The organism is Pseudomonas sp. MF6776 (genome assembly GCF_016613125.1).
In the GTDB taxonomy this organism is placed as follows: domain Bacteria; phylum Pseudomonadota; class Gammaproteobacteria; order Pseudomonadales; family Pseudomonadaceae; genus Aquipseudomonas; species Aquipseudomonas iridis.
Map to the genome: position 1 here is coordinate 18387 of NZ_JAENSQ010000025.1, position 17199 is coordinate 35585.

Genomic DNA, 17199 nt, shown 5'->3' on the forward strand with positions numbered 1-17199 from the left:
TGGGTGTGTCGAATTCGCTTCACAATCCGTTAAAACAGTATTTATGTAACTGACGCTACATGTCTAGTGAATTTTTCGGTGTGTTGAAAAGGCTCCAAAATGGGGCAAGATGCCCGTGTAACAAGGGCTACACGGAAGGCGACAAGCTTTGTAGTCCATGTCCCATGAAGATGTGAGACATTGCCGATTTTTTGGCATACCCAAGTGATAGGGCGATGCACCGGACAGCCCTGAAGCCCTTGATATACGGCACAATTGCCCACTAATCGGCCTTGCGCCGTTGTTTTTCATGACTCTCGACAGAGTGATTGATCGTGCAGACCACCCGTTTAACCCTGATTTGCCATGCGCGAACCGTCGCACAAAAACTGGCGCGTTTTCCTACGAATGAGCCTGTTGAAAATATCGACCTGGCTTCTGACGCGTTGGCTGCGTGCTTCGACGCCCCACGGCGCCTGATCTGTGCGCCTGAACTGCGTACACGTCAGACCGCCGCGTGGCTGGGTGCCGACGCACATATTGATCAAGCGCTGCGCGATTGCGATTGGGGGCAGTGGCGCGGGCAGGCGATCAAGGATCTGCAACATTCGCAAACCGCAGCGCTACAGGCATGGCTGGATGATCCAGACGCCACGCCCCATGGCGGTGAATCGATCGCGCAGGTGTGCGAGCGAGTGTCGAGGTGGCTGATGAGTCTGCAAACCACGCCGGGCCATGTGGTGGCGGTCACGCATCCGTTCATCATCCGTGCTGCGTTGATCCAGACCCTGCGCGCCACGGCTTTTCATGACATTGATGTCGAGCCGTTGTCAGTGGTCGAGCTGCGCTTCGCCGGGCGCTGGCGGCTACGCTTGCCTGGTCTGGACATTGAAGGAGCACGCTGATGAAGCAGCTGTTGGTGATCGGCATCGGCGCCGGTAATCCGGACTACATCACGATGCAAGCGGTGAAAGCGCTGAATCGGGTGGATGTGTTCTTTTTGCTGGATAAGGGCCAGAGCAAGGACAAATTGATCGATCTGCGTCGCGAGATTTGTGAGCGCTATATCACCGAGCTTGGGTATCGCTTCGCCGAAGCCGACAGCCCGGAGCGCGAGCGCGGCGACGTGGACTATACCGCCAGCGTCGATGATCTGAACCGCGCCAAGCAGCAAACCTTCGAACGGCTGATCAACGACGAATTGTCTGACGGCGAGTGCGGAGGTTTTCTGGTGTGGGGCGATCCGGCGTTGTACGACAGCACCGTTCGCATCCTGCAGGCGATTCTGGCGTCGGGTCGCTGTGCCTTCGAATTTGAAGTGATTCCCGGGATTACCAGCGTTCAGGCGTTGGCCGCGCAGCACAAAGTACCGTTGAACACGATAGGCCGCTCCATTGAAATCACCACGGGCCGTCGCCTGGCAGCAGGGCAGGTGAGTGATGCCGACAGTTTGGTCGTGATGCTCGATGCCGAAGATTCCTACCACCACGTGGCTGATCCGCAGACAGAGATTTTTTGGGGGGCTTACCTGGGTACGCCGGATGAGATCTTGATCAGCGGCAAACTGGGCGATGTGGCGGATGAAATCGAGCGCGTGCGCAAGGCTGCGCGGTTGGAGCATGGATGGATCATGGATACTTATTTGCTGCGCAAGCCCTAGATCTTTGGTGCTTGAATGGGCCCCTTCGCGAGCAGGCTCGCTCCCACATCGACCTCTGTAGGAGCTGTCGAGTGAAACGAGGCTGCGATCTTTTGATCTTGTTTTTCAAGAGCAAGATCAAAAGATCGCAGCCTTCGGCAGCTCCTACAGTTGATCAGTGTCGTACACAAATCTTGCGGCGAACATTGATCCCCTAAGGATCTGTGTGTAGGGGAGACAGCGAGCGGATGTCGTGGATCCGCCCGCTGTCAGTAGTGCTCTTTATGCGCGTTCCAGCGCCAGGGCCACGCCCTGTCCGCCGCCGATGCACAGGGTCGCGAGACCTTTTTTCGCATCACGCTTGATCATTTCATGCAGCAGGGTCACCAGCACCCGGCAACCCGACGCACCGATCGGGTGACCCAGCGCGATGGCACCGCCGTTGACGTTGACCTTGTCCAGATCCCATTGCAGATCCTTGGCCACGGCCAGCGATTGTGCGGCGAAGGCTTCGTTGGCTTCGATCAGGTCGAGTTGTTCGATTGACCAGCCTGCCTTGTCCAGGCAGCGGCGGGTGGCCGATACCGGGCCGATGCCCATGATCGCCGGGTCAACGCCCGCATTGGCGTAAGCAGCAATGGTCGCCAGTACTGGCAGGCCCAAGGCTTTGGCTTTCTCGGCGCTCATCAGGATCACCGCCGCGGCGCCGTCGTTGAGCGACGATGCGTTGCCAGCAGTCACGCTGCCGTCCTTTTTGAACGCCGGGCGCAGTTTGGCCAGCGATTCAGCGGTGGTCTCGCCACGCGGTTGTTCGTCGACCTTGAAGGCGACCGGATCGCCTTTGCGCTGCGGAATCAGGATCGGGGTGATTTCATCGACAAAACGCCCGGCCTCGATGGCGGCAGCGGCTTTGTGCTGGGAGGCGGCAGCGAAGGCGTCCTGCTGTTCGCGGCTGATCTCATATTTGTCGACGAGGTTTTCCGCGGTGATGCCCATGTGGTAGTCGTTGAAGGCATCCCACAGGCCATCGCTGATCATGGTGTCGACGATTTGCGCGTGACCCATGCGCAGACCAGTGCGTGCGCCCGGCATTACGTAGTTGGACAGGCTCATGTTTTCCTGGCCGCCGGCGATAATCACGTCAGCGTCACCACAACGGATGGCTTGCGCGCCGAGGTGCAAAGCCTTGAGGCCCGAGCCGCAGACCTTGTTCAGGGTCATGGCCGGCACCGCGTGGGGCAGGCCAGCCTTGATAGCGGCCTGACGCGCCGGGTTCTGGCCGGCGCCGGCGGTCAGTACCTGGCCCATGATCACTTCATCGACCTGCGCACCGTCCAGACCGGTCTGTTGGAGCAACTGGCGAATCACCGCTGCGCCCAGATCAACCGCGGATACGCTGGCCAGGGAACCCTGGAAACTGCCGATCGCGGTACGCGTAGCGGCAACAATGACGACGTCTTGCATTTTCAAATTCCTCACTGGGCAGCGAACTGCATTTCCGGTACGTGATCAGGCACGATCAGTTTACCGGCGGTTTTGGCCACGATCTCTTCAACACTGACACCCGGCGCACGCTCTTTGAGAATGAACGCCCCGTTCTCGATTTCCAGATAGGCAAGGTCGGTCAGCACACGCTTGATGCACCCGGCGCCGGTCAGCGGCAGGCTGCAACGGGATAACAGTTTGGACTCACCGTCCTTGGATGCGTGGGTCATGATCACGATGATGTTGTCTGCGCCAGCTACCAGGTCCATGGCGCCGCCCATGCCCTTGACCAGTTTCCCGGGGATCATCCACGACGCGATATTGCCTTCGACGTCCACCTCAAATGCGCCCAGCACGGTGAGGTCGACATGGCCGCCGCGGATCATCGCGAAGGACTCGGCCGAGGAAAAAATCGAAGCGCCGATACGTGCCGTCACGGTTTGCTTGCCGGCGTTGATCATGTCGGCATCGATGGTTTCTTCAGTAGGAAACGGACCCATGCCGAGCAGGCCGTTTTCCGATTGCAGCATGACTTCCATGCCTTCGGGGATGTAGTTGGCGACCAGGGTCGGAATGCCGATGCCAAGGTTGACGTAGTAGCCGTCCTGCATTTCGCGGGCGACGCGCTGAGCCATTTGTTCGCGGGTAAGTGCCATGTTGTTGTTCTCCGTAGGCCTGAATTATTTGCGGATGGTGCGCTGTTCGATGCGTTTTTCGAACGTGCCGCAAATGACCCGGTCGACGTAGATGCCGGGAGTGTGGATGTGCGCCGGGTCCAGTTCGCCGGGCTCGACGATTTCTTCGACTTCAACCACGGTGATCTTGCCGGCAGTGGCGGCCAGCGGGTTGAAGTTCTGCGCGGTGTGGCGGTAGATGACGTTGCCGAAGTGGTCGGCTTTCCAGCCTTTGACGATGGCGAAGTCGCCAGTGATGGACTCTTCCATCAGGTACTTGCGACCGTTGAATTCGCGGACTTCCTTGCCATCGGCCACCGGAGTGCCAACGCCAGTAGCCGTGAAGAAGGCTGGAATGCCAGCCCCGCCTGCACGCATTTTCTCGGCGAGGGTGCCTTGCGGGGTCAGGATGACTTCGATTTCGCCTTTGAGCAGCTGCTCTTCGAACAGCTTGTTTTCGCCGACGTACGAGGCGACGACTTTGCTGATCTGGCGGTCGGTGAGCAGCACGCCGAGGCCAAAGCCGTCGACGCCACAGTTGTTGGAGACGACGGTGAGATCGCGGGTGCCCTTGCGCTTGATCTCGGCGATCAGGTTTTCCGGAATCCCACACAGACCGAAGCCGCCAGCGATAACGGTCATGCCGTCTTCAAGCCCGGCGAGGGCTTCCTCGTAGGAACTCACGCGCTTGTCGAAACCTGCCATATGCACCTCTTTTATTATTTGCGGGCGGCTGGCTAGCCGAATGGTTGGAGTGTCTCGCTGAAGGATATATTTGTTAAGTTGATTTTTAAGGTTGATTGATAGATAAAACTCAACAATCGCCAAACTCACTGAATCAGCGATTTGCCTAATGACCGAAATAGCCGAATCGACGAAATCCTGTAGGAGCTGCCGAAGGCTGCGATCTTTTGATTTTGTTTTTCAAGATCAAAAGATCGCAGCCTTCGCCAGCTCCTACATTAAGGACGTACAGCGCCCATGACCATCAAACAAATCCGTGCCTTTCTTGCTGTCGCCCAGAGCCTGAGTTTCGCCGTGGCCTGCGAGCGGTTGCACCTGTCGCAATCAGCGCTGAGCCTGACCATCAAAGCGCTGGAAGAGGGCTTGGGTGGGCGGCTGTTCAGTCGCAACACGCGCAATGTGGCACTGACCGCAGAAGGTGAGTCCCTGCTGCCGCTGGCCCGGCGCCTGATCGCCGACTGGGACAACGCCGAAGACGAAATGCGTCAGCGCTTCAGCCTGCAACGCGGGCGGGTGACGCTGGCGGCGATGCCGTCGTTTGCCGGCAACCTGCTGCCGCCGATCCTCAAGACCTTTCGCGCGCGCTATCCCAACGTCAATGTGACGGTCAACGATGTGATCAACGAGCAAGTGCTCGAGATGGTGCGCGACCGCCAGGTGGAACTGGGCGTGGCGTTCGAACCGATGCAGAACACCTCGATGACATTCACACCGCTTTATATGGACCGGTTCGTCGCGGTGGTGCCACAGGATTCACCGCTGGCCGCGCGCACCGAGATCGACTGGAAAACGTTGTTACAGGAACCTTTCATTACGCTACAGCGGCCGTCCACGGTGCGGGTGATGCTCGAAGAGCACTTGCAGGCGCGGGGCATGAAGTTGCCGGTGGAGTTTGAAAGCCATCAATTGGCTACCGTGGGGCGGATGGTTGCCAGTGGGCTGGGCGTGAGCGCTGTGCCGGCGCTGTGTGCCGAGCAGATGCAGGAATTGGGTGCGCGGTGCCTGACGTTGAATGACTCGGTTGAGCGAGCGATTGGCGTGCTGACTGAACCGGGCAATGAACTGTCGGCGGCGGCGCAGGCACTCTTCGACATCCTCAGGGCTGAGCACTGACCGCTGCCGCAGGTTGCGATTTTTTGACCTTCACCCGTTCTCAACCTTTAGGCAATCCTCCTGCTTGCCGCCCGGCCCACTGTCATCGGGCAGCCCATTTGCAATGCACGCTGACCGCTAAACAAATGGCCGGGATGGTTGATGGGCAAATATAAACACCTGTCTTAAATGTTAATTGCACCCCGCTCACAACTCACCGAAGCTATCCTCCATCAGCTTTCCCGCCGTCGAGATGGACCTCTATTCAATGCAGACCCCCAGCGTCACCAAACCCCTCTGGCAAACCTACCTGCTGTTTCTGGCGCCGATGGTGTTGTCGAACTTCCTGCAGTCCATGTCAGGGACGGTCAACAGCATTTACATCGGCCAGATGCTTGGCACTCAGGCGCTGGCGGCGGTGTCGGGGATGTTTCCTGTGGTGTTCTTCTTTATCGCGTTGGTGATCGGCCTCGGCGCGGGGGCGGGGGTGTTGATCGGCCAGGCCTGGGGGGCGCGTGAGCCGCACATGGTCAAGGCGATTGCCGGGGCGACGCTGTTGCTGGGTGTTTTGATTGGTTTGGTCGCTGCGGTGTTGGGCAGTGTGTTTGCGCGGCAGGCGTTGACGGGGTTGGGGACGCCCGCGGATGTCCTGGACGATGCGGTGGCGTACGCCCACGTGATGATGTGGATTCTGCCGTCGCTGCTGGTGTTTGTGCTGTTCACGCAGTTGCTGCGCGGGGTCAGCGACACGGTGTCGCCGTTGCTGGCATTGGTGGTGTCGACCTGTGTCGGGCTGGCGCTGACACCGGCATTCATTCGTGGCTGGTTCGGCTTGCCGCAACTGGGCATTCAGAGTGCAGCGTATGCGGGGCTCGCGGGCAACCTGGCGGCCATGGCGTGGCTGGCGTGGCGGCTGATTCGCAAGAACCATCCACTGGCGCCGGATCGGGAGTTTTTTGCGGCGTTGCGGCTCGACAGGGTGATTCTTGGCAAAGTCCTGCGTATCGGTTTGCCGACCGGTGTGCAGATGATTGTGTTGTCGCTGTCGGAGTTGGTGATCCTGGCCTTGGTCAACCAGCACGGCTCGCAAGCGACGGCGGCGTACGGCGCGGTGACGCAGATCGTCAACTATGTGCAGTTCCCGGCGTTGTCGATTGCGATCACCGCTTCGATCCTCGGCGCACAGGCCATCGGCGCGGGGCAACTGGAACGGATGGGGCCGATCTTGCGCACCGGTCTGTTGATCAACGTGTGTTTAACCGGCGGCTTGATCGTGCTGGGTTACCTGCTGTCGCACTGGTTGCTCGGCTTGTTCCTGACCGAGGATTCGACTCGGGCAATGGCCGAGCATCTGTTGCACATCATGCTCTGGAGCCTGTTGTTGTTCGGCTTCCAGGCGATCATCGGCGGCATCATGCGCGCCAGTGGCACGGTGCTGGTGCCGGTGGTGATCGCCATTGTCTGCGTGGTGGGCGTGCAATTGCCGGCGGCCTATTGGCTGGACGGGCAGTTTGGTTTGCAAGGTGTCTGGATGGCGTTCCCGGTGGCTTATCTGGGAATGCTGGTGTTGCAGACGCTGTATTACAAACTGGTCTGGCAGCATCAGAAAATCGAACGCCTTGTTTAGCCGGTGTAGGAGCTGCCGCAGGCTGCGATCTTTTGATCTTGTTTTTTGAAAGCAAAGGTCAAAAGATCGCAGCCTGCGGCAGCTCCTACAGGGTAGGCAGGTCAGCTGGCGCAACTGCCTGATGTTTGCTTAAGTCAATCGAGGCCCTCGACGGCAAGCGTTGTTCGGAGAATCCCATGTCAATTCGATTGCTGCTCGCTGCCGCGTTTTACCTGTGGGCCATCCCCGCCGCGCAGGCCGTCGAATACACCCGGGTCAACACCACCGCCAGCCAGATCAGTTTCACCTACAACCAGATGGGCTCGCGGATGTACGGCACCTTCGGCAAGTTCGACGCGACGCTGGACTTCGACACTGCCAACCTTGCCAACGCCCACACCACATTGCACATCGACCTCACCAGCATCGACGCCGGCAGCGAAGACGCCAATACCGAACTGGTGAAACCGGCGTGGTTCGACACCGCGAAATTTCCCGTGGCGGTGTTTGAATCGAGCCATTTCACGCAGGTTTCCGAAAACCACTATCTGATCACGGGTCGATTGACCCTCAAGGGCATCAGCCGAGAAATTGCGGCCCCGGTGGAGTTGAAAGCAGGCAACGCCATCGGCATTTTCGACGGCGAACTGGTGCTCAAACGCGACGATTTCGGCCTCGGCGCGGGGGAGTGGGCGGACACCGTGGTGTCCAAAGACATCGCCATCAAGTTCAAAGTGGTGGCGCCACAGCAGTGAAGCAGCCCAATCTGGTCGCCTTCGGCAGCTCCTGCAGAGGCAAGTGCTCTGACAGGTTATGATGTCGCGGTTTTCCGTCGGAGTTCAGCCGCCATGCACCGCATCACCCACTACAAATCCCCTTGCCCCGAGGCCGTCAACAGCCAGATTCTGCAGATGGTCGTCGACTACCTGACTGACATCAGCGCGGTCGGCCTCGGCCCGAGCAACCTGCTGTACAACGTCTATCAGTACGCGGTTGGCTACGAAATGCATCTGTATCTGGAAGCGTTGAATGGCGAGAAGGGCACCGAGGTGGAGTTGCTGGTGGCAACCGATGAGGAAGATCCGGAACAGGTGATCGGCTTCCTGTTGTACCTGCCGGTACAGGGCGATTGGGAGGCGTGCAGCGTCGCCTACATGGCGGTGCGTGAAGGGCATCGGCGTCAGGGTGTGGCGCGGGCGATGATCGGCGAGATGGTGGGGCGCTATCCCCACGCCGAACTGGCGTGCACCGTCGGCAAGGTCCCGTATTTCGAGGCGCTGGGCTTTGAAGTGATCGGTCAACGCGAGACGCAAGTGCTGATGAGTACACGGCATTACCGCAGCAACGGCCTGCGCGGATATATCGACACCACGCCCATCTACCGTTCGCTGGAGGTGCAGCAGATTCATACTTATCTGCTGAACAAGAACAGCAAGCGCGCCATGCTCGATGCCGAGAAGCAGCGTGATCGGCATTTGGACCAGACCACGCGTCATACCGAAGAATTTGTCCGTCAGCGCCTGACCGTGCATTGATCAGTCATCGGCATTCCAGGCTGGGTTCAGACACTCATCACCGCGAGGCTAAGCCGCCCGCTGATGTGTGTTTGAAGATCAGGGCTTTGAGGCCACTTTCGGCGTCGATGTCCGGAAACTCCGGTGGATTCTCCAGGCGCTGCTCGAAGCGCAAACTCGGCGCCTCCTGCGTCACGCCATCGATCAAAAAGTCCGAGCCGAATGCCGGATCATTCATGCATGCCAGCACAGTGCCTTGGGCGGTCAGCAGTTCCGGCAGGCGGCGCAGCACGCGCTGGTAATCCTTGGTTAGCAGGAAACTGCCTTTCTGGAACGATGGCGGGTCGATGATCACCAGATCGTACGGGCCGCTGTTGATCACCCTGCCCCAGGACTTGAACAGATCGTGGCCCAGGAAAGTGACTTTGCTCAGGTCGTGCCCGTTCAACCGATGGTTGTCGCGGCCGCGGCTCAAGGCCGCGCGGGACATGTCCAGATTGACCACATGGCTGGCGCCGCCTTCGATGGCCGCCACCGAAAAGCCGCAGGTGTAGGCGAACAGGTTCAACACCCGTTTGCCGTTGGCCTGCTCGCGTACCCAATCGCGCCCATAACGCATGTCGAGAAACAGCCCGGCGTTTTGCTTGCGGCCAAGATCAACGCGGTATTGCAGGCCGCCCTCGACGATGGTCATTTCGTCGATCTCATTGCCCAGCAGCCATTCGGCAGTGCTTTGAGGCAGATAGCGATGCTGGATCAACAGGGTGTGCGCGCCAGATTGCTGCCACTCTGTGGAACCGCTGATGTCAATCAGCAAGCGCTTGAGGTCGTCAAGCTGTTCGGGCGCAGGCTCTTTGAACAGTGACACCAGCACCACGCCTTGCAACCAGTCTACGGTCAGTTGTTCCAGTCCTGGCCAGCAACGCCCGCGCCCGTGGAACAGACGACGGGTTTCGCTCGGCGCCGCCGCGAGCGCGGGCAGCAAATGGGCGTGGAGGGTGGCGAGGGCTTCAGGGTTCATCGGTCACGGTCGGCAAGCAAAAGGGTCGGCATTTTAACCACAATCACGCTATCGCGAACGGCTGTCGCGGGCAGACCGGCAAGACTTTCGGAAAAGACCTGTATCAAAAATGAATTTCTGCAAAAGTCGTCGCTCATACCAGTTAAGCAGCGGATTTGAGCCGCTAAATCGTTAATGCAATTCAGGGAGTGCAGTTCCATGTGCCCAACACCGATGGCGGACACGCACCTTCCTGACGGATTGATTCTGGTGGTTGAGGATGATCCGTTGATTCTGGAGTTTCTTTGCGAAATTCTTCAGGAGGAAGGTTTCAAGGTCGAGCCGTATACCAGTGCCGATGCGGCATCGATCTATCTGAAGGAGCATGCGGAGCAAGTAGCGTTATTGCTGACCGATATCACCATGCCCGGCACCATGAATGGTGCGGATCTGGCCAACCGGGTCGGCGATCGCTGGCCGGAGAAACCGGTCATGGTCATGTCCGGTTATGAAACCCCTGAGTCCTCTGGGGTAAAGCATCCGGTGGCATTCATCAAAAAGCCCTGGACGTTCGGGCAATTGCTCGATTGTGTCGACAGCGCGTTGAAGTCGAAGGCGCCGTTGCTGCATTGATGCGCTGGGTGCAAGCGGCGGGCAAGTGCTACATTGCCAGCCCGCTCTATTGCCAGAGGATGCGAACCTTTGTCTGCTCACGATTGTATTTTTGATCGCGCCTTTGGCGCGTTTTTGTTCGACATGGACGGCACCGTCCTCAATTCCATCGCAGCCGCCGAACGTGTCTGGGCAGCGTGGGCGGAGCGCCATGGCGTGGACGTCGCGACGTTTTTGCCGACCATTCATGGCGCACGTGCCATCGACACCATACGGCGCCTGAACCTGCCGGGTGTGGACGCCGAGGTGCAAGCGGCGTTCATCGCGCAAGCGGAAATCGAAGACGTTGAAGGTGTCGTCGAGATTCCCGGCGCGAGGGCGTTTCTCAATAGCCTGCCCGCCGAGCGCTGGGCGATGGTGACGTCGGCCCCGCGGGATCTGGCCTTGCGCCGGATGGCAGCGGCTGGCATTGGCGCGCCTGCATTGTTGATCACCGCCGAGGATGTACAGGCCGGCAAGCCCAACCCCGCCGGTTACCTGCTGGCGGCTAGCCGCCTGGGAATTGAGCCCGGCGACTGCCTGATCTTCGAAGACGCGACCGTCGGCATCCAGGCCGCCGAAGCCGCCGGTGCGCCGCTGATGATCATCACTACAACGCATCAGCACCCGCTTGAAACTTCGCACGCGACCCTGGCCAGTTACGACGCAATCAGCGCCAGCGTCGACAGCGACGGCCAACTTCGACTGCAAAAAACCTGACCCCTAAGCTTCCGGACTAGTGCCCGCGTCGGAATCTGCCCCTCTCCCTTGGGAGAAGGCTAGGGTGAGGGGCTGCGGATGGTCAGTTGCCAAGGCTGTTGGAGTCCGTCAGGACTTCGCGAAACGTCTCCACCAACGGTCGCAAATTGATCCGGTGCCACGCCGCCCATAACGGTGTGGTAAACGCCAGCCACGGAACTTCGCGCAGCACCACACCCGGTGGCGCGTTGTGGCTCAGCCCCTTCTGAATCATCGCAATCCCCAGGTCCGACGCCACCAGCCCCAGCGCGGTAAAGGGCTCGGTGGCCTGCATGCGCACATCCGGGGTGAAGCCTGCACGGATGCACGCGCTGACAAACTCGTCGTTTGCACCCTGGCGCGGCTGCACGCCGATCCATTCCTGATCGGCCAGATCCTCCGGTTTCAGCGAGGGCTTTTGGGTCAGCGGATGCTGTTCCGGCAATGCCAGCAGCATCGGATCATCCAGTACCTGAAAGCCGAGCAGATCCGGATCGTCATCGGTCGGCGGCTCGCTCACCAAGGCAATATCGAGACTACGCTGACGCAGGCCTTCCAATTGTTCGGCGCAGCTCAAGTTGTACAGCGCGACATGCACATTGGGCCGATCGACCCGCAACACGCGCAAGGCGTTGGGAAGGACGCCGGCGTGCATGGCGTTCTCGATGTAACCGATGCACAAGCCGCCTTCTTCGCCACGACCCAGACGCTTGCCGAGAGATTCGAGGCGATTGGCATGAGTCAGCAGGGCGCGGGTTTCAGCGAGAAAAGTCTGGCCATCGCGGGTCAGGCGAATGCGCTGCTGGCTGCGCTCGAACAGCGTCAGGCCCAGGCGCTCTTCGAGCTGGGCGATTTGCCGGCTCAGCGGCGACTGGGAAATATGCAGGCGTTCCGCTGCACGGCCGACGTGCTCTTCCTCGGCGACGGCGACGAAGTAGCGCAATTGGCGAATGTCGATCATGTCAGACCTCTGGGGACTCAAGTGCTGCGAATTATGTCTTGGACGGTCTAGTCGTCGCAATCTAGGATTTGCTCAACGGTCACGCAGACCCCGAACGAATGAGGACAATCCAATGAGCTTGAAAGACAAACTGCCCGGCCAGCTGGGCTTTGGCACCGCCCCCTTGGGCAACATGTTCCGCGCCATCGCGCAAGAAGAAGCGCAAGCCACCGTGCATGCCGCATGGGATGCCGGCTTGCGTTACTTCGACACCGCTCCATTTTACGGCTCGGGTCTGTCGGAGATACGTTTGGGTGAAGCACTCAAGCAGTACAACCGCGATGACTATGTGCTCAGCACCAAGGTCGGCCGGATCATTCTCGATGAAATCGAAGACGCTGCCGCCCGTGATCTGGGTGAGAAGAGCGGGGTGTTCGAACACGGTCGCCCGAACAAGATCATCAACGACTACAGCGCCGACGCGACCCTGCGCTCGATTGAAGACAGCCTCAAACGTCTGCAAACCGATCGCCTCGATATCGTCTGGGTCCACGACATCGCTCAAGACTTCTACGGCGATCAATGGCTGGAATACTTCAATCAGGCCCGCACCGGCGCCTTCAAGGTGCTGACCCGTTTGCGCGAAGAAGGCGTGATCAAGGGTTGGGGGCTGGGCGTGAACAAGGTTGAGCCGTGTGAACTGACGCTGGACCTGACCGAAGCGCAGCCGGATGGCTTCCTGTTGGCCGGCCGCTACACGCTGCTGGACCACGAGCGTGCGCTGCAACGCCTGATGGATTCGGCACTGGCGCAAAACGTCGAAATCGTCGTCGGCGGTCCTTACAGCTCGGGCATTCTGGCGGGCGGCGCGCACTTCGAATACCAGAAGGCCAGCCCTCAAGTCATCGCCAAGGTCGAGCAGATCAAACGCATTGCTGCCGCTTATAACGTTGAGGTGAAAGCCGCGGCCCTGCAATTTTCTCTGGCCAATCCAGCGGTTGCCGCAGTGATTCCCGGGGCGAGCAAACCGGGGCGGATTGCTGAAGATGTCGCGGCACTGTCAGCGGTAATTCCTGCGGGGTTTTGGCAGGCCATGCGTGAAGCGAAACTGGTGTCCGAACGTGCACCATTGCCCATCGATGAGGTGAAAGCATGAAGATTGATCTAAGCGGGAAACTGGCAATTGTCAGCGGCAGCACCGCAGGCATTGGCTTGGGCATCAGCCAGTCGCTGGCCGAATCCGGCGCCACGGTGGTAGTGATCGGCCGCGACACGGCCAAGGTCGAACAGGCGCTGGCGAGCATTCGCCAGAAAGTGCCGGGCGCACAGTTGCGCGGTCTGACTGCGGATCTGGGCACAGCGCAAGGCGCAGAGAAACTCTTCGCTGCGGAACCGAAAGCCGACATTCTGGTGAACAACCTCGGCATCTTCAATGACGTCGATTTCTTCGACGCACCGGACAGCGAGTGGACGCGCTTCTATGAAGTCAACGTCATCTCCGGCGTGCGCCTGGCACGGCATTATGTGCCGGCGATGGTCGAACAGGGCTGGGGGCGAGTGATCTTTCTGTCTTCGGAATCCGGGGTGGCGACGCCGGCCGACATGATCAACTATGGCGTGACCAAAAGCGCCAATCTGGCGGTCTCCCACGGCTTGGCCAAACGTCTGGCTGGCACCGGCGTGACGGTCAATGCGATCCTGCCGGGCCCAACCTTCACCGATGGCCTGGAGGAGATGCTCAAGGATGCCGCCGCCGAATCCGGCCGCAGCCTGCGCGATGAGGCCGACGCCTTTGTGCGCAAGGCCCGTCCGACCTCGATCATTCAGCGGGTGGCCGATGTCGAAGAGGTCGCGCATCTGGTGACGTACATCGCCTCGCCGCTGTCCTCGGCCACCACTGGCGCCGCCCTGCGGGTTGATGGCGGTGTGGTCGACAGCCTGACTATCTGAATTTCTTAAGAGAGACGTTTTTATGGCAACTGCATCAGCAACAATCGATATTCCGGCTTCGGCCGATGAGGTCTGGCAATTGATCGGCGGCTTCAACACGCTGCCGGACTGGCTGCCGTTTATTCCAAGCAGCGAACTGAGCGATGGCGGGCGTGTGCGCAGCTTGAAAACCGCCGATGGCGCGGTGGTGGTCGAGCGTCTGCAAACGTTCGATAACGCGGCGAAGACCTACAGCTACTCGATTGAACAGGCACCGTTCCCGGCCACCGACTACCTGGCGACAATCAAGGTCGAGGCCCAAGGGCAGGGCGCGCGAGTCACCTGGTCGGGCCGTTTCACCGCCAAAGGCGTGAGTGATGAGGAAGTGGTGGCGCTGTTCACCGGTATCTATCAAGGCGGCCTAGAGGCGCTGCGCGCCAACTTCCCGGCCTGATAGCCACAACACAAAACCCTGTGGGAGCAGGCTTGCCAGCTCCCACAGGTATCGCCTCAATCTGAAGGATCAGCGGGCATTCAAGTCTGTGGAATCAGACTCTGCCGACAATCCAGCACCAGTTTCGCCCCACCCACATCACTGCTGCCCACCGCCAGATTGAAGCCATGCAAACTGACAATCGCCGCCACAATCGACAGCCCCAGACCAAACCCGCCTTGCGGTTGCCCGGCCTCGGCGCGATAGAAACGCTGGAACACCGCTTCACGCTCGGCCTGCGGAATACCTGGCCCGGAGTCGTGCACTTCGATTCGCGTGTGCCCGGCATCATTCACCCCGCGCAATATGACCGTGCCACCGGGGGGCGTGAATTTTATCGAATTGCTCAGCAGGTTCGCCAAAGCCTCGAACAGCAATGCCCGATCGCCATTGAGCGGTGGCAAGGTTTCCGGCATGTTCAGTTCAAAGCGCAGTTCGCCTTCCTCGGCCAGTGGCAGATAAAACTCGTGCAGTTCTTCAAGCAACGACACCGGGTCGAGCTCGACAAAACCGGAACGGCGCTGACGATCCTCCAGTTCGGAAATCCGCAACAACCCACGAAACCGCGCCATCAGGGTGTCCGCTTCGGCCAACACCAGATCCAGTTGCGCCGCTTCTTGCGAGCCTTCGCCCGCCTGCTGTTGCATGCGATACAGCTGCGCGCGCAAGCGGGTCAGCGGCGTGCGCAAATCATGGGCGATGTTGTCGCAAACGCCTTTGACTTCATTCATCAACCGCTCGATGCGCTCAAGCATGGCGTTGACGATGGCGGCGAGCATGTCCAGTTCATCGCGGCGATTGGACAGCGGCAAACGGTGGGTCAAGTCCCCGGCCACGATGGACTGCGCACTCGCCTGAATCGCCCGGATGCGCCGCAACGGCCGCCGTCGCAGCAAATGCCAACCGGCAACCCCCGGCAGAATCGTCAGCGACACCCCCCAGAACAACGCATGCAAAATGATCTTCGTCACCGCGAACAGCGAACCGTTGTCACGCAGCAACACCAGCCAGCGGCCATCGCGGGTCTGGGTCGCGACGGCGTCGCAGCTGTCGCTGGGCAAGGTCGGATCATCGGAGTCGGCGCATTCGGCGAGCATGTGAATCTTGCCATCGAGCGGCAGGCCTTCGGGGATCTGCTGCAAGGCGCCACCGAGGTAGACGCCTTGGGCATCGAACAGGCCATAGGCGTCGATGCCACGAATATCGAAGGTCATGCTGGCGGCGAGGGCGTCTTCCAGTTGCTCACCGCGAAAGTGCGAAAACAGATGCTGACGTTGCATCAGCGAATGTTTGGCGAGGTTGTCGAGGTAGCCGGAAACCTCGTAATACATGACCCCCATGAGGATCGCGCTCCAGGCCACGAACAGCGAGCTGTACAGCGCCAGCAAGCGGCTGCTGGAAGAACGCCAGCCGTCAGACGGGTTCGGCAATGACATAACCGGAGCCTCGTACCGTGCGGATCAGCGGCACATTGCCCGCCGCGTCAATCTTCTTGCGCAAACGGCCGATGTGCACGTCGATCAGGTTGGTGCCGGGGTCGAAGTGATAGCCCCAGACCTCTTCGAAAATCATCATCCGCGAGAGGATCTGGCCGCTGTTGCGCATCAGGAACTCCAGCAACTTGTACTCGGTCGGCAGCAGTGTCAGCACTTGTTCGGCGCGGCGTGCCTCGTGGCTGATCAGGTCCAGTTGCAAATCGGCGACCTGCAAAGTGGTGGCCTGGGTGGCGCCGCTGTTCTGCCGGCGCAGCAAGACTTCGACTCGCGCCGCCATCTCGTCAGTGGCGAAAGGTTTGGTCAGGTAGTCATCGCCACCGGCGCGCAAGCCGCGCACGCGCTCGTCGACATCGGAGAGGGCGCTGATCATCAGAATCGGCGTAGCGACGCCCATCGTGCGCAGGGTGGTGACGATGGCCAGGCCGTCGAGCTCCGGCAGCATACGATCGAGAGTGATCAAGTCGTAGTTGCCGCTCACGGCACGGTCGAGGCCCTCGCGGCCATTGTCGACCCAATCCACATCGAGGCCGTGGCTGCTCAATTCGGCGACGATTTCCCGGGCAGTCACGGCATCGTCTTCGATGGTCAAAATACGTGTCATAGGGCTCGCCTTGATCGGTTCAAACGGAATGGCAGCATTTTGCCAAGAATTTTCCGTGGCGCTTTAAATTAACTTTCATGTTGTAGCCACCATTGGGCGGGGTCGAGGATTAATTTTCCGGAGCATTGATATCATCTGGCCATAACCTCAACAGGGAGTGGTTCCGTGCGCATGTTCAATCGCTTTGGCTGGATGCCTGTTATCGCTGTGCTGCTGGCCTTGCTCAGCGCTTGGGCAGTCGCCGCCAATACCCCGTGCTCGGGCAAGAAAGGTGGAATTGATCGCTGCGACGGCGACCTGTTTCTGTGCAACGACGGCTCTATCAGTGGCTCGAAGAAAAGCTGTGCGGCGATGTACGGCAACCAGGGCCAGAGCCGACCGCAAACGCTGCTGCAAAGCGACGATGGATGCGCCTGTGGCACGGGTTCGTTTTGCACCGGGCCACGGGGCGGGGTGTACTGTCTTACCCCCAGTGGCAACAAGAGTTACAAGCGTAAGTGATCGTCTTTTGGCCAATGCATAAAACCCGCTGAATTCAGCCAATTGTTGCAATTTGCAACGTCCTAAGAAGTTCAGATTTTCTAACGTGTTGAAATAAAAGGATTTATTAAATTCGCG

20 protein-coding genes are annotated in these 17199 nt (G+C 59.6%); 12 read left to right on the forward strand and 8 right to left on the reverse strand.

The annotated features are described in order from the left end of the window. Window positions 1-314: 314 nt before the first annotated feature. Window positions 315-884: a histidine phosphatase family protein gene (locus JJD74_RS23165; protein ID WP_200616908.1), complete on the forward strand. Its 570-nt coding sequence runs from the start codon at window positions 315-317 to the stop codon at window positions 882-884. Next, a complete protein-coding gene (gene cobF / locus JJD74_RS23170; RefSeq protein ID WP_200616909.1) occupies window positions 884-1639 on the forward strand; it encodes a precorrin-6A synthase (deacetylating) in 756 nt (251 codons plus the stop codon). The genes JJD74_RS23165 and cobF overlap by 1 nt, the downstream gene beginning before the upstream one ends. Window positions 1640-1900: 261 nt before the next feature. On the opposite strand, the gene JJD74_RS23175 is transcribed toward cobF, so the two are convergent. From JJD74_RS23175 to JJD74_RS23185, 3 genes are read right to left on the reverse strand one after another with little or no spacing between them, the layout of a single operon-like run. After that, window positions 1901-3082 carry an acetyl-CoA C-acetyltransferase gene (locus tag JJD74_RS23175; RefSeq protein WP_115146786.1) on the reverse strand — a complete coding sequence of 394 codons (1182 nt, stop codon included), beginning with the start codon at window positions 3080-3082 and terminating at the stop codon, window positions 1901-1903. Window positions 3083-3093: 11 nt separating this feature from the next. Further along, window positions 3094-3759, reverse strand: coding sequence for a CoA transferase subunit B (locus tag JJD74_RS23180; RefSeq protein ID WP_042559737.1), 666 nt, complete (start codon window positions 3757-3759; stop codon window positions 3094-3096). A 24-nt stretch (window positions 3760-3783) separates the two neighbouring features. Beyond that, complete coding sequence (locus JJD74_RS23185; protein ID WP_047300578.1) at window positions 3784-4482, reverse strand: CoA transferase subunit A; 699 nt, start codon at window positions 4480-4482, stop codon at window positions 3784-3786. A gap of 276 nt (window positions 4483-4758) precedes the next feature. Between JJD74_RS23185 and JJD74_RS23190 the strand changes: the two genes are divergently transcribed. The 4 genes from JJD74_RS23190 to JJD74_RS23205 all read left to right on the forward strand — a co-directional run bounded on the left by JJD74_RS23190 (window position 4759) and on the right by JJD74_RS23205 (window position 8754). Next, window positions 4759-5634 carry a LysR family transcriptional regulator gene (locus JJD74_RS23190; protein WP_042559735.1) on the forward strand — a complete coding sequence of 292 codons (876 nt, stop codon included), beginning with the start codon at window positions 4759-4761 and terminating at the stop codon, window positions 5632-5634. A 247-nt stretch (window positions 5635-5881) separates the two neighbouring features. Beyond that, window positions 5882-7240, forward strand: coding sequence for an MATE family efflux transporter (locus tag JJD74_RS23195; RefSeq protein ID WP_042559734.1), 1359 nt, complete (start codon window positions 5882-5884; stop codon window positions 7238-7240). Window positions 7241-7416: 176 nt separating this feature from the next. Next, on the forward strand, window positions 7417-7974 hold the full coding sequence (locus JJD74_RS23200; protein WP_200616910.1) for a YceI family protein: 558 nt from the start codon (window positions 7417-7419) through the stop codon (window positions 7972-7974). 93 nt (window positions 7975-8067) lie between these two features. Next, a complete protein-coding gene (locus tag JJD74_RS23205; RefSeq protein ID WP_042559732.1) occupies window positions 8068-8754 on the forward strand; it encodes a GNAT family N-acetyltransferase in 687 nt (228 codons plus the stop codon). Window positions 8755-8791: 37 nt separating this feature from the next. On the opposite strand, the gene JJD74_RS23210 is transcribed toward JJD74_RS23205, so the two are convergent. Then, on the reverse strand, window positions 8792-9754 hold the full coding sequence (locus JJD74_RS23210; protein WP_200616911.1) for a class I SAM-dependent methyltransferase: 963 nt from the start codon (window positions 9752-9754) through the stop codon (window positions 8792-8794). Beyond that, a complete protein-coding gene (locus tag JJD74_RS23215; RefSeq protein ID WP_047300581.1) occupies window positions 9751-9954 on the reverse strand; it encodes a hypothetical protein in 204 nt (67 codons plus the stop codon). Before JJD74_RS23215 ends, JJD74_RS23210 begins: the two co-directional genes overlap by 4 nt. Here JJD74_RS23215 and JJD74_RS23220 point away from each other — a divergent pair. Both JJD74_RS23220 and JJD74_RS23225 read left to right on the forward strand, forming a co-directional pair. After that, a complete protein-coding gene (locus JJD74_RS23220) occupies window positions 9953-10366 on the forward strand; it encodes a response regulator (RefSeq protein ID WP_200616912.1) in 414 nt (137 codons plus the stop codon). The genes JJD74_RS23215 and JJD74_RS23220 overlap by 2 nt on opposite strands. Window positions 10367-10435: 69 nt before the next feature. After that, complete coding sequence (locus JJD74_RS23225) at window positions 10436-11104, forward strand: HAD-IA family hydrolase (protein WP_115146791.1); 669 nt, start codon at window positions 10436-10438, stop codon at window positions 11102-11104. Between the two features lie 82 nt (window positions 11105-11186). Here JJD74_RS23225 and JJD74_RS23230 read toward each other — a convergent pair whose 3' ends face one another. Then, a complete protein-coding gene (locus JJD74_RS23230; RefSeq protein ID WP_200616913.1) occupies window positions 11187-12083 on the reverse strand; it encodes a LysR substrate-binding domain-containing protein in 897 nt (298 codons plus the stop codon). 112 nt (window positions 12084-12195) lie between these two features. On the opposite strand from JJD74_RS23230, the gene JJD74_RS23235 reads away from it, so the two are divergent. From JJD74_RS23235 to JJD74_RS23245, 3 genes are read left to right on the forward strand one after another with little or no spacing between them, the layout of a single operon-like run. Then, window positions 12196-13218, forward strand: coding sequence for an aldo/keto reductase (locus JJD74_RS23235; RefSeq protein ID WP_200616914.1), 1023 nt, complete (start codon window positions 12196-12198; stop codon window positions 13216-13218). Next, window positions 13215-14012 (forward strand): SDR family NAD(P)-dependent oxidoreductase, encoded by a 798-nt coding sequence (locus JJD74_RS23240; RefSeq protein WP_042559726.1) that lies wholly within the window; start codon window positions 13215-13217, stop codon window positions 14010-14012. The genes JJD74_RS23235 and JJD74_RS23240 overlap by 4 nt, the downstream gene beginning before the upstream one ends. Window positions 14013-14034: 22 nt before the next feature. Beyond that, complete coding sequence (locus tag JJD74_RS23245) at window positions 14035-14445, forward strand: SRPBCC family protein (protein ID WP_200616915.1); 411 nt, start codon at window positions 14035-14037, stop codon at window positions 14443-14445. 80 nt (window positions 14446-14525) lie between these two features. Here JJD74_RS23245 and JJD74_RS23250 read toward each other — a convergent pair whose 3' ends face one another. Further along, entirely contained in the window at window positions 14526-15920 is a 1395-nt protein-coding gene (locus JJD74_RS23250; protein WP_200616916.1) for a sensor histidine kinase, read from the reverse strand. Then, window positions 15898-16581, reverse strand: a complete 684-nt coding sequence (locus tag JJD74_RS23255) for a response regulator transcription factor (RefSeq protein WP_042559723.1) — start codon at window positions 16579-16581, stop codon at window positions 15898-15900. The genes JJD74_RS23250 and JJD74_RS23255 overlap by 23 nt, the downstream gene beginning before the upstream one ends. A 192-nt stretch (window positions 16582-16773) precedes the next feature. Between JJD74_RS23255 and JJD74_RS23260 the strand changes: the two genes are divergently transcribed. Further along, window positions 16774-17082, forward strand: coding sequence for a hypothetical protein (locus tag JJD74_RS23260; RefSeq protein WP_390896400.1), 309 nt, complete (start codon window positions 16774-16776; stop codon window positions 17080-17082). Window positions 17083-17199 lie beyond the last annotated feature (117 nt).

What these genes read in the sequence shown, in the direction of transcription:
- JJD74_RS23180 (WP_042559737.1), bottom strand. Translation starts at nt 3,759, where the DNA reads ATGGCACTTACCCGCGAACAAATGGCTCAGCGCGTCGCCCGCGAAATG.
- JJD74_RS23220 (WP_200616912.1), top strand. Translation starts at nt 9,953, where the DNA reads ATGTGCCCAACACCGATGGCGGACACGCACCTTCCTGACGGATTGATT.
- JJD74_RS23200 (WP_200616910.1), top strand. Translation starts at nt 7,417, where the DNA reads ATGTCAATTCGATTGCTGCTCGCTGCCGCGTTTTACCTGTGGGCCATC.
- JJD74_RS23230 (WP_200616913.1), bottom strand. Translation starts at nt 12,083, where the DNA reads ATGATCGACATTCGCCAATTGCGCTACTTCGTCGCCGTCGCCGAGGAA.
- cobF (WP_200616909.1), top strand. Translation starts at nt 884, where the DNA reads ATGAAGCAGCTGTTGGTGATCGGCATCGGCGCCGGTAATCCGGACTAC.
- JJD74_RS23250 (WP_200616916.1), bottom strand. Translation starts at nt 15,920, where the DNA reads ATGTCATTGCCGAACCCGTCTGACGGCTGGCGTTCTTCCAGCAGCCGC.
- JJD74_RS23205 (WP_042559732.1), top strand. Translation starts at nt 8,068, where the DNA reads ATGCACCGCATCACCCACTACAAATCCCCTTGCCCCGAGGCCGTCAAC.
- JJD74_RS23190 (WP_042559735.1), top strand. Translation starts at nt 4,759, where the DNA reads ATGACCATCAAACAAATCCGTGCCTTTCTTGCTGTCGCCCAGAGCCTG.
- JJD74_RS23260 (WP_390896400.1), top strand. Translation starts at nt 16,774, where the DNA reads ATGCCTGTTATCGCTGTGCTGCTGGCCTTGCTCAGCGCTTGGGCAGTC.
- JJD74_RS23245 (WP_200616915.1), top strand. Translation starts at nt 14,035, where the DNA reads ATGGCAACTGCATCAGCAACAATCGATATTCCGGCTTCGGCCGATGAG.
- JJD74_RS23195 (WP_042559734.1), top strand. Translation starts at nt 5,882, where the DNA reads ATGCAGACCCCCAGCGTCACCAAACCCCTCTGGCAAACCTACCTGCTG.
- JJD74_RS23240 (WP_042559726.1), top strand. Translation starts at nt 13,215, where the DNA reads ATGAAGATTGATCTAAGCGGGAAACTGGCAATTGTCAGCGGCAGCACC.
- JJD74_RS23235 (WP_200616914.1), top strand. Translation starts at nt 12,196, where the DNA reads ATGAGCTTGAAAGACAAACTGCCCGGCCAGCTGGGCTTTGGCACCGCC.
- JJD74_RS23210 (WP_200616911.1), bottom strand. Translation starts at nt 9,754, where the DNA reads ATGAACCCTGAAGCCCTCGCCACCCTCCACGCCCATTTGCTGCCCGCG.
- JJD74_RS23175 (WP_115146786.1), bottom strand. Translation starts at nt 3,082, where the DNA reads ATGCAAGACGTCGTCATTGTTGCCGCTACGCGTACCGCGATCGGCAGT.
- JJD74_RS23215 (WP_047300581.1), bottom strand. Translation starts at nt 9,954, where the DNA reads ATGGAACTGCACTCCCTGAATTGCATTAACGATTTAGCGGCTCAAATC.
- JJD74_RS23255 (WP_042559723.1), bottom strand. Translation starts at nt 16,581, where the DNA reads ATGACACGTATTTTGACCATCGAAGACGATGCCGTGACTGCCCGGGAA.
- JJD74_RS23185 (WP_047300578.1), bottom strand. Translation starts at nt 4,482, where the DNA reads ATGGCAGGTTTCGACAAGCGCGTGAGTTCCTACGAGGAAGCCCTCGCC.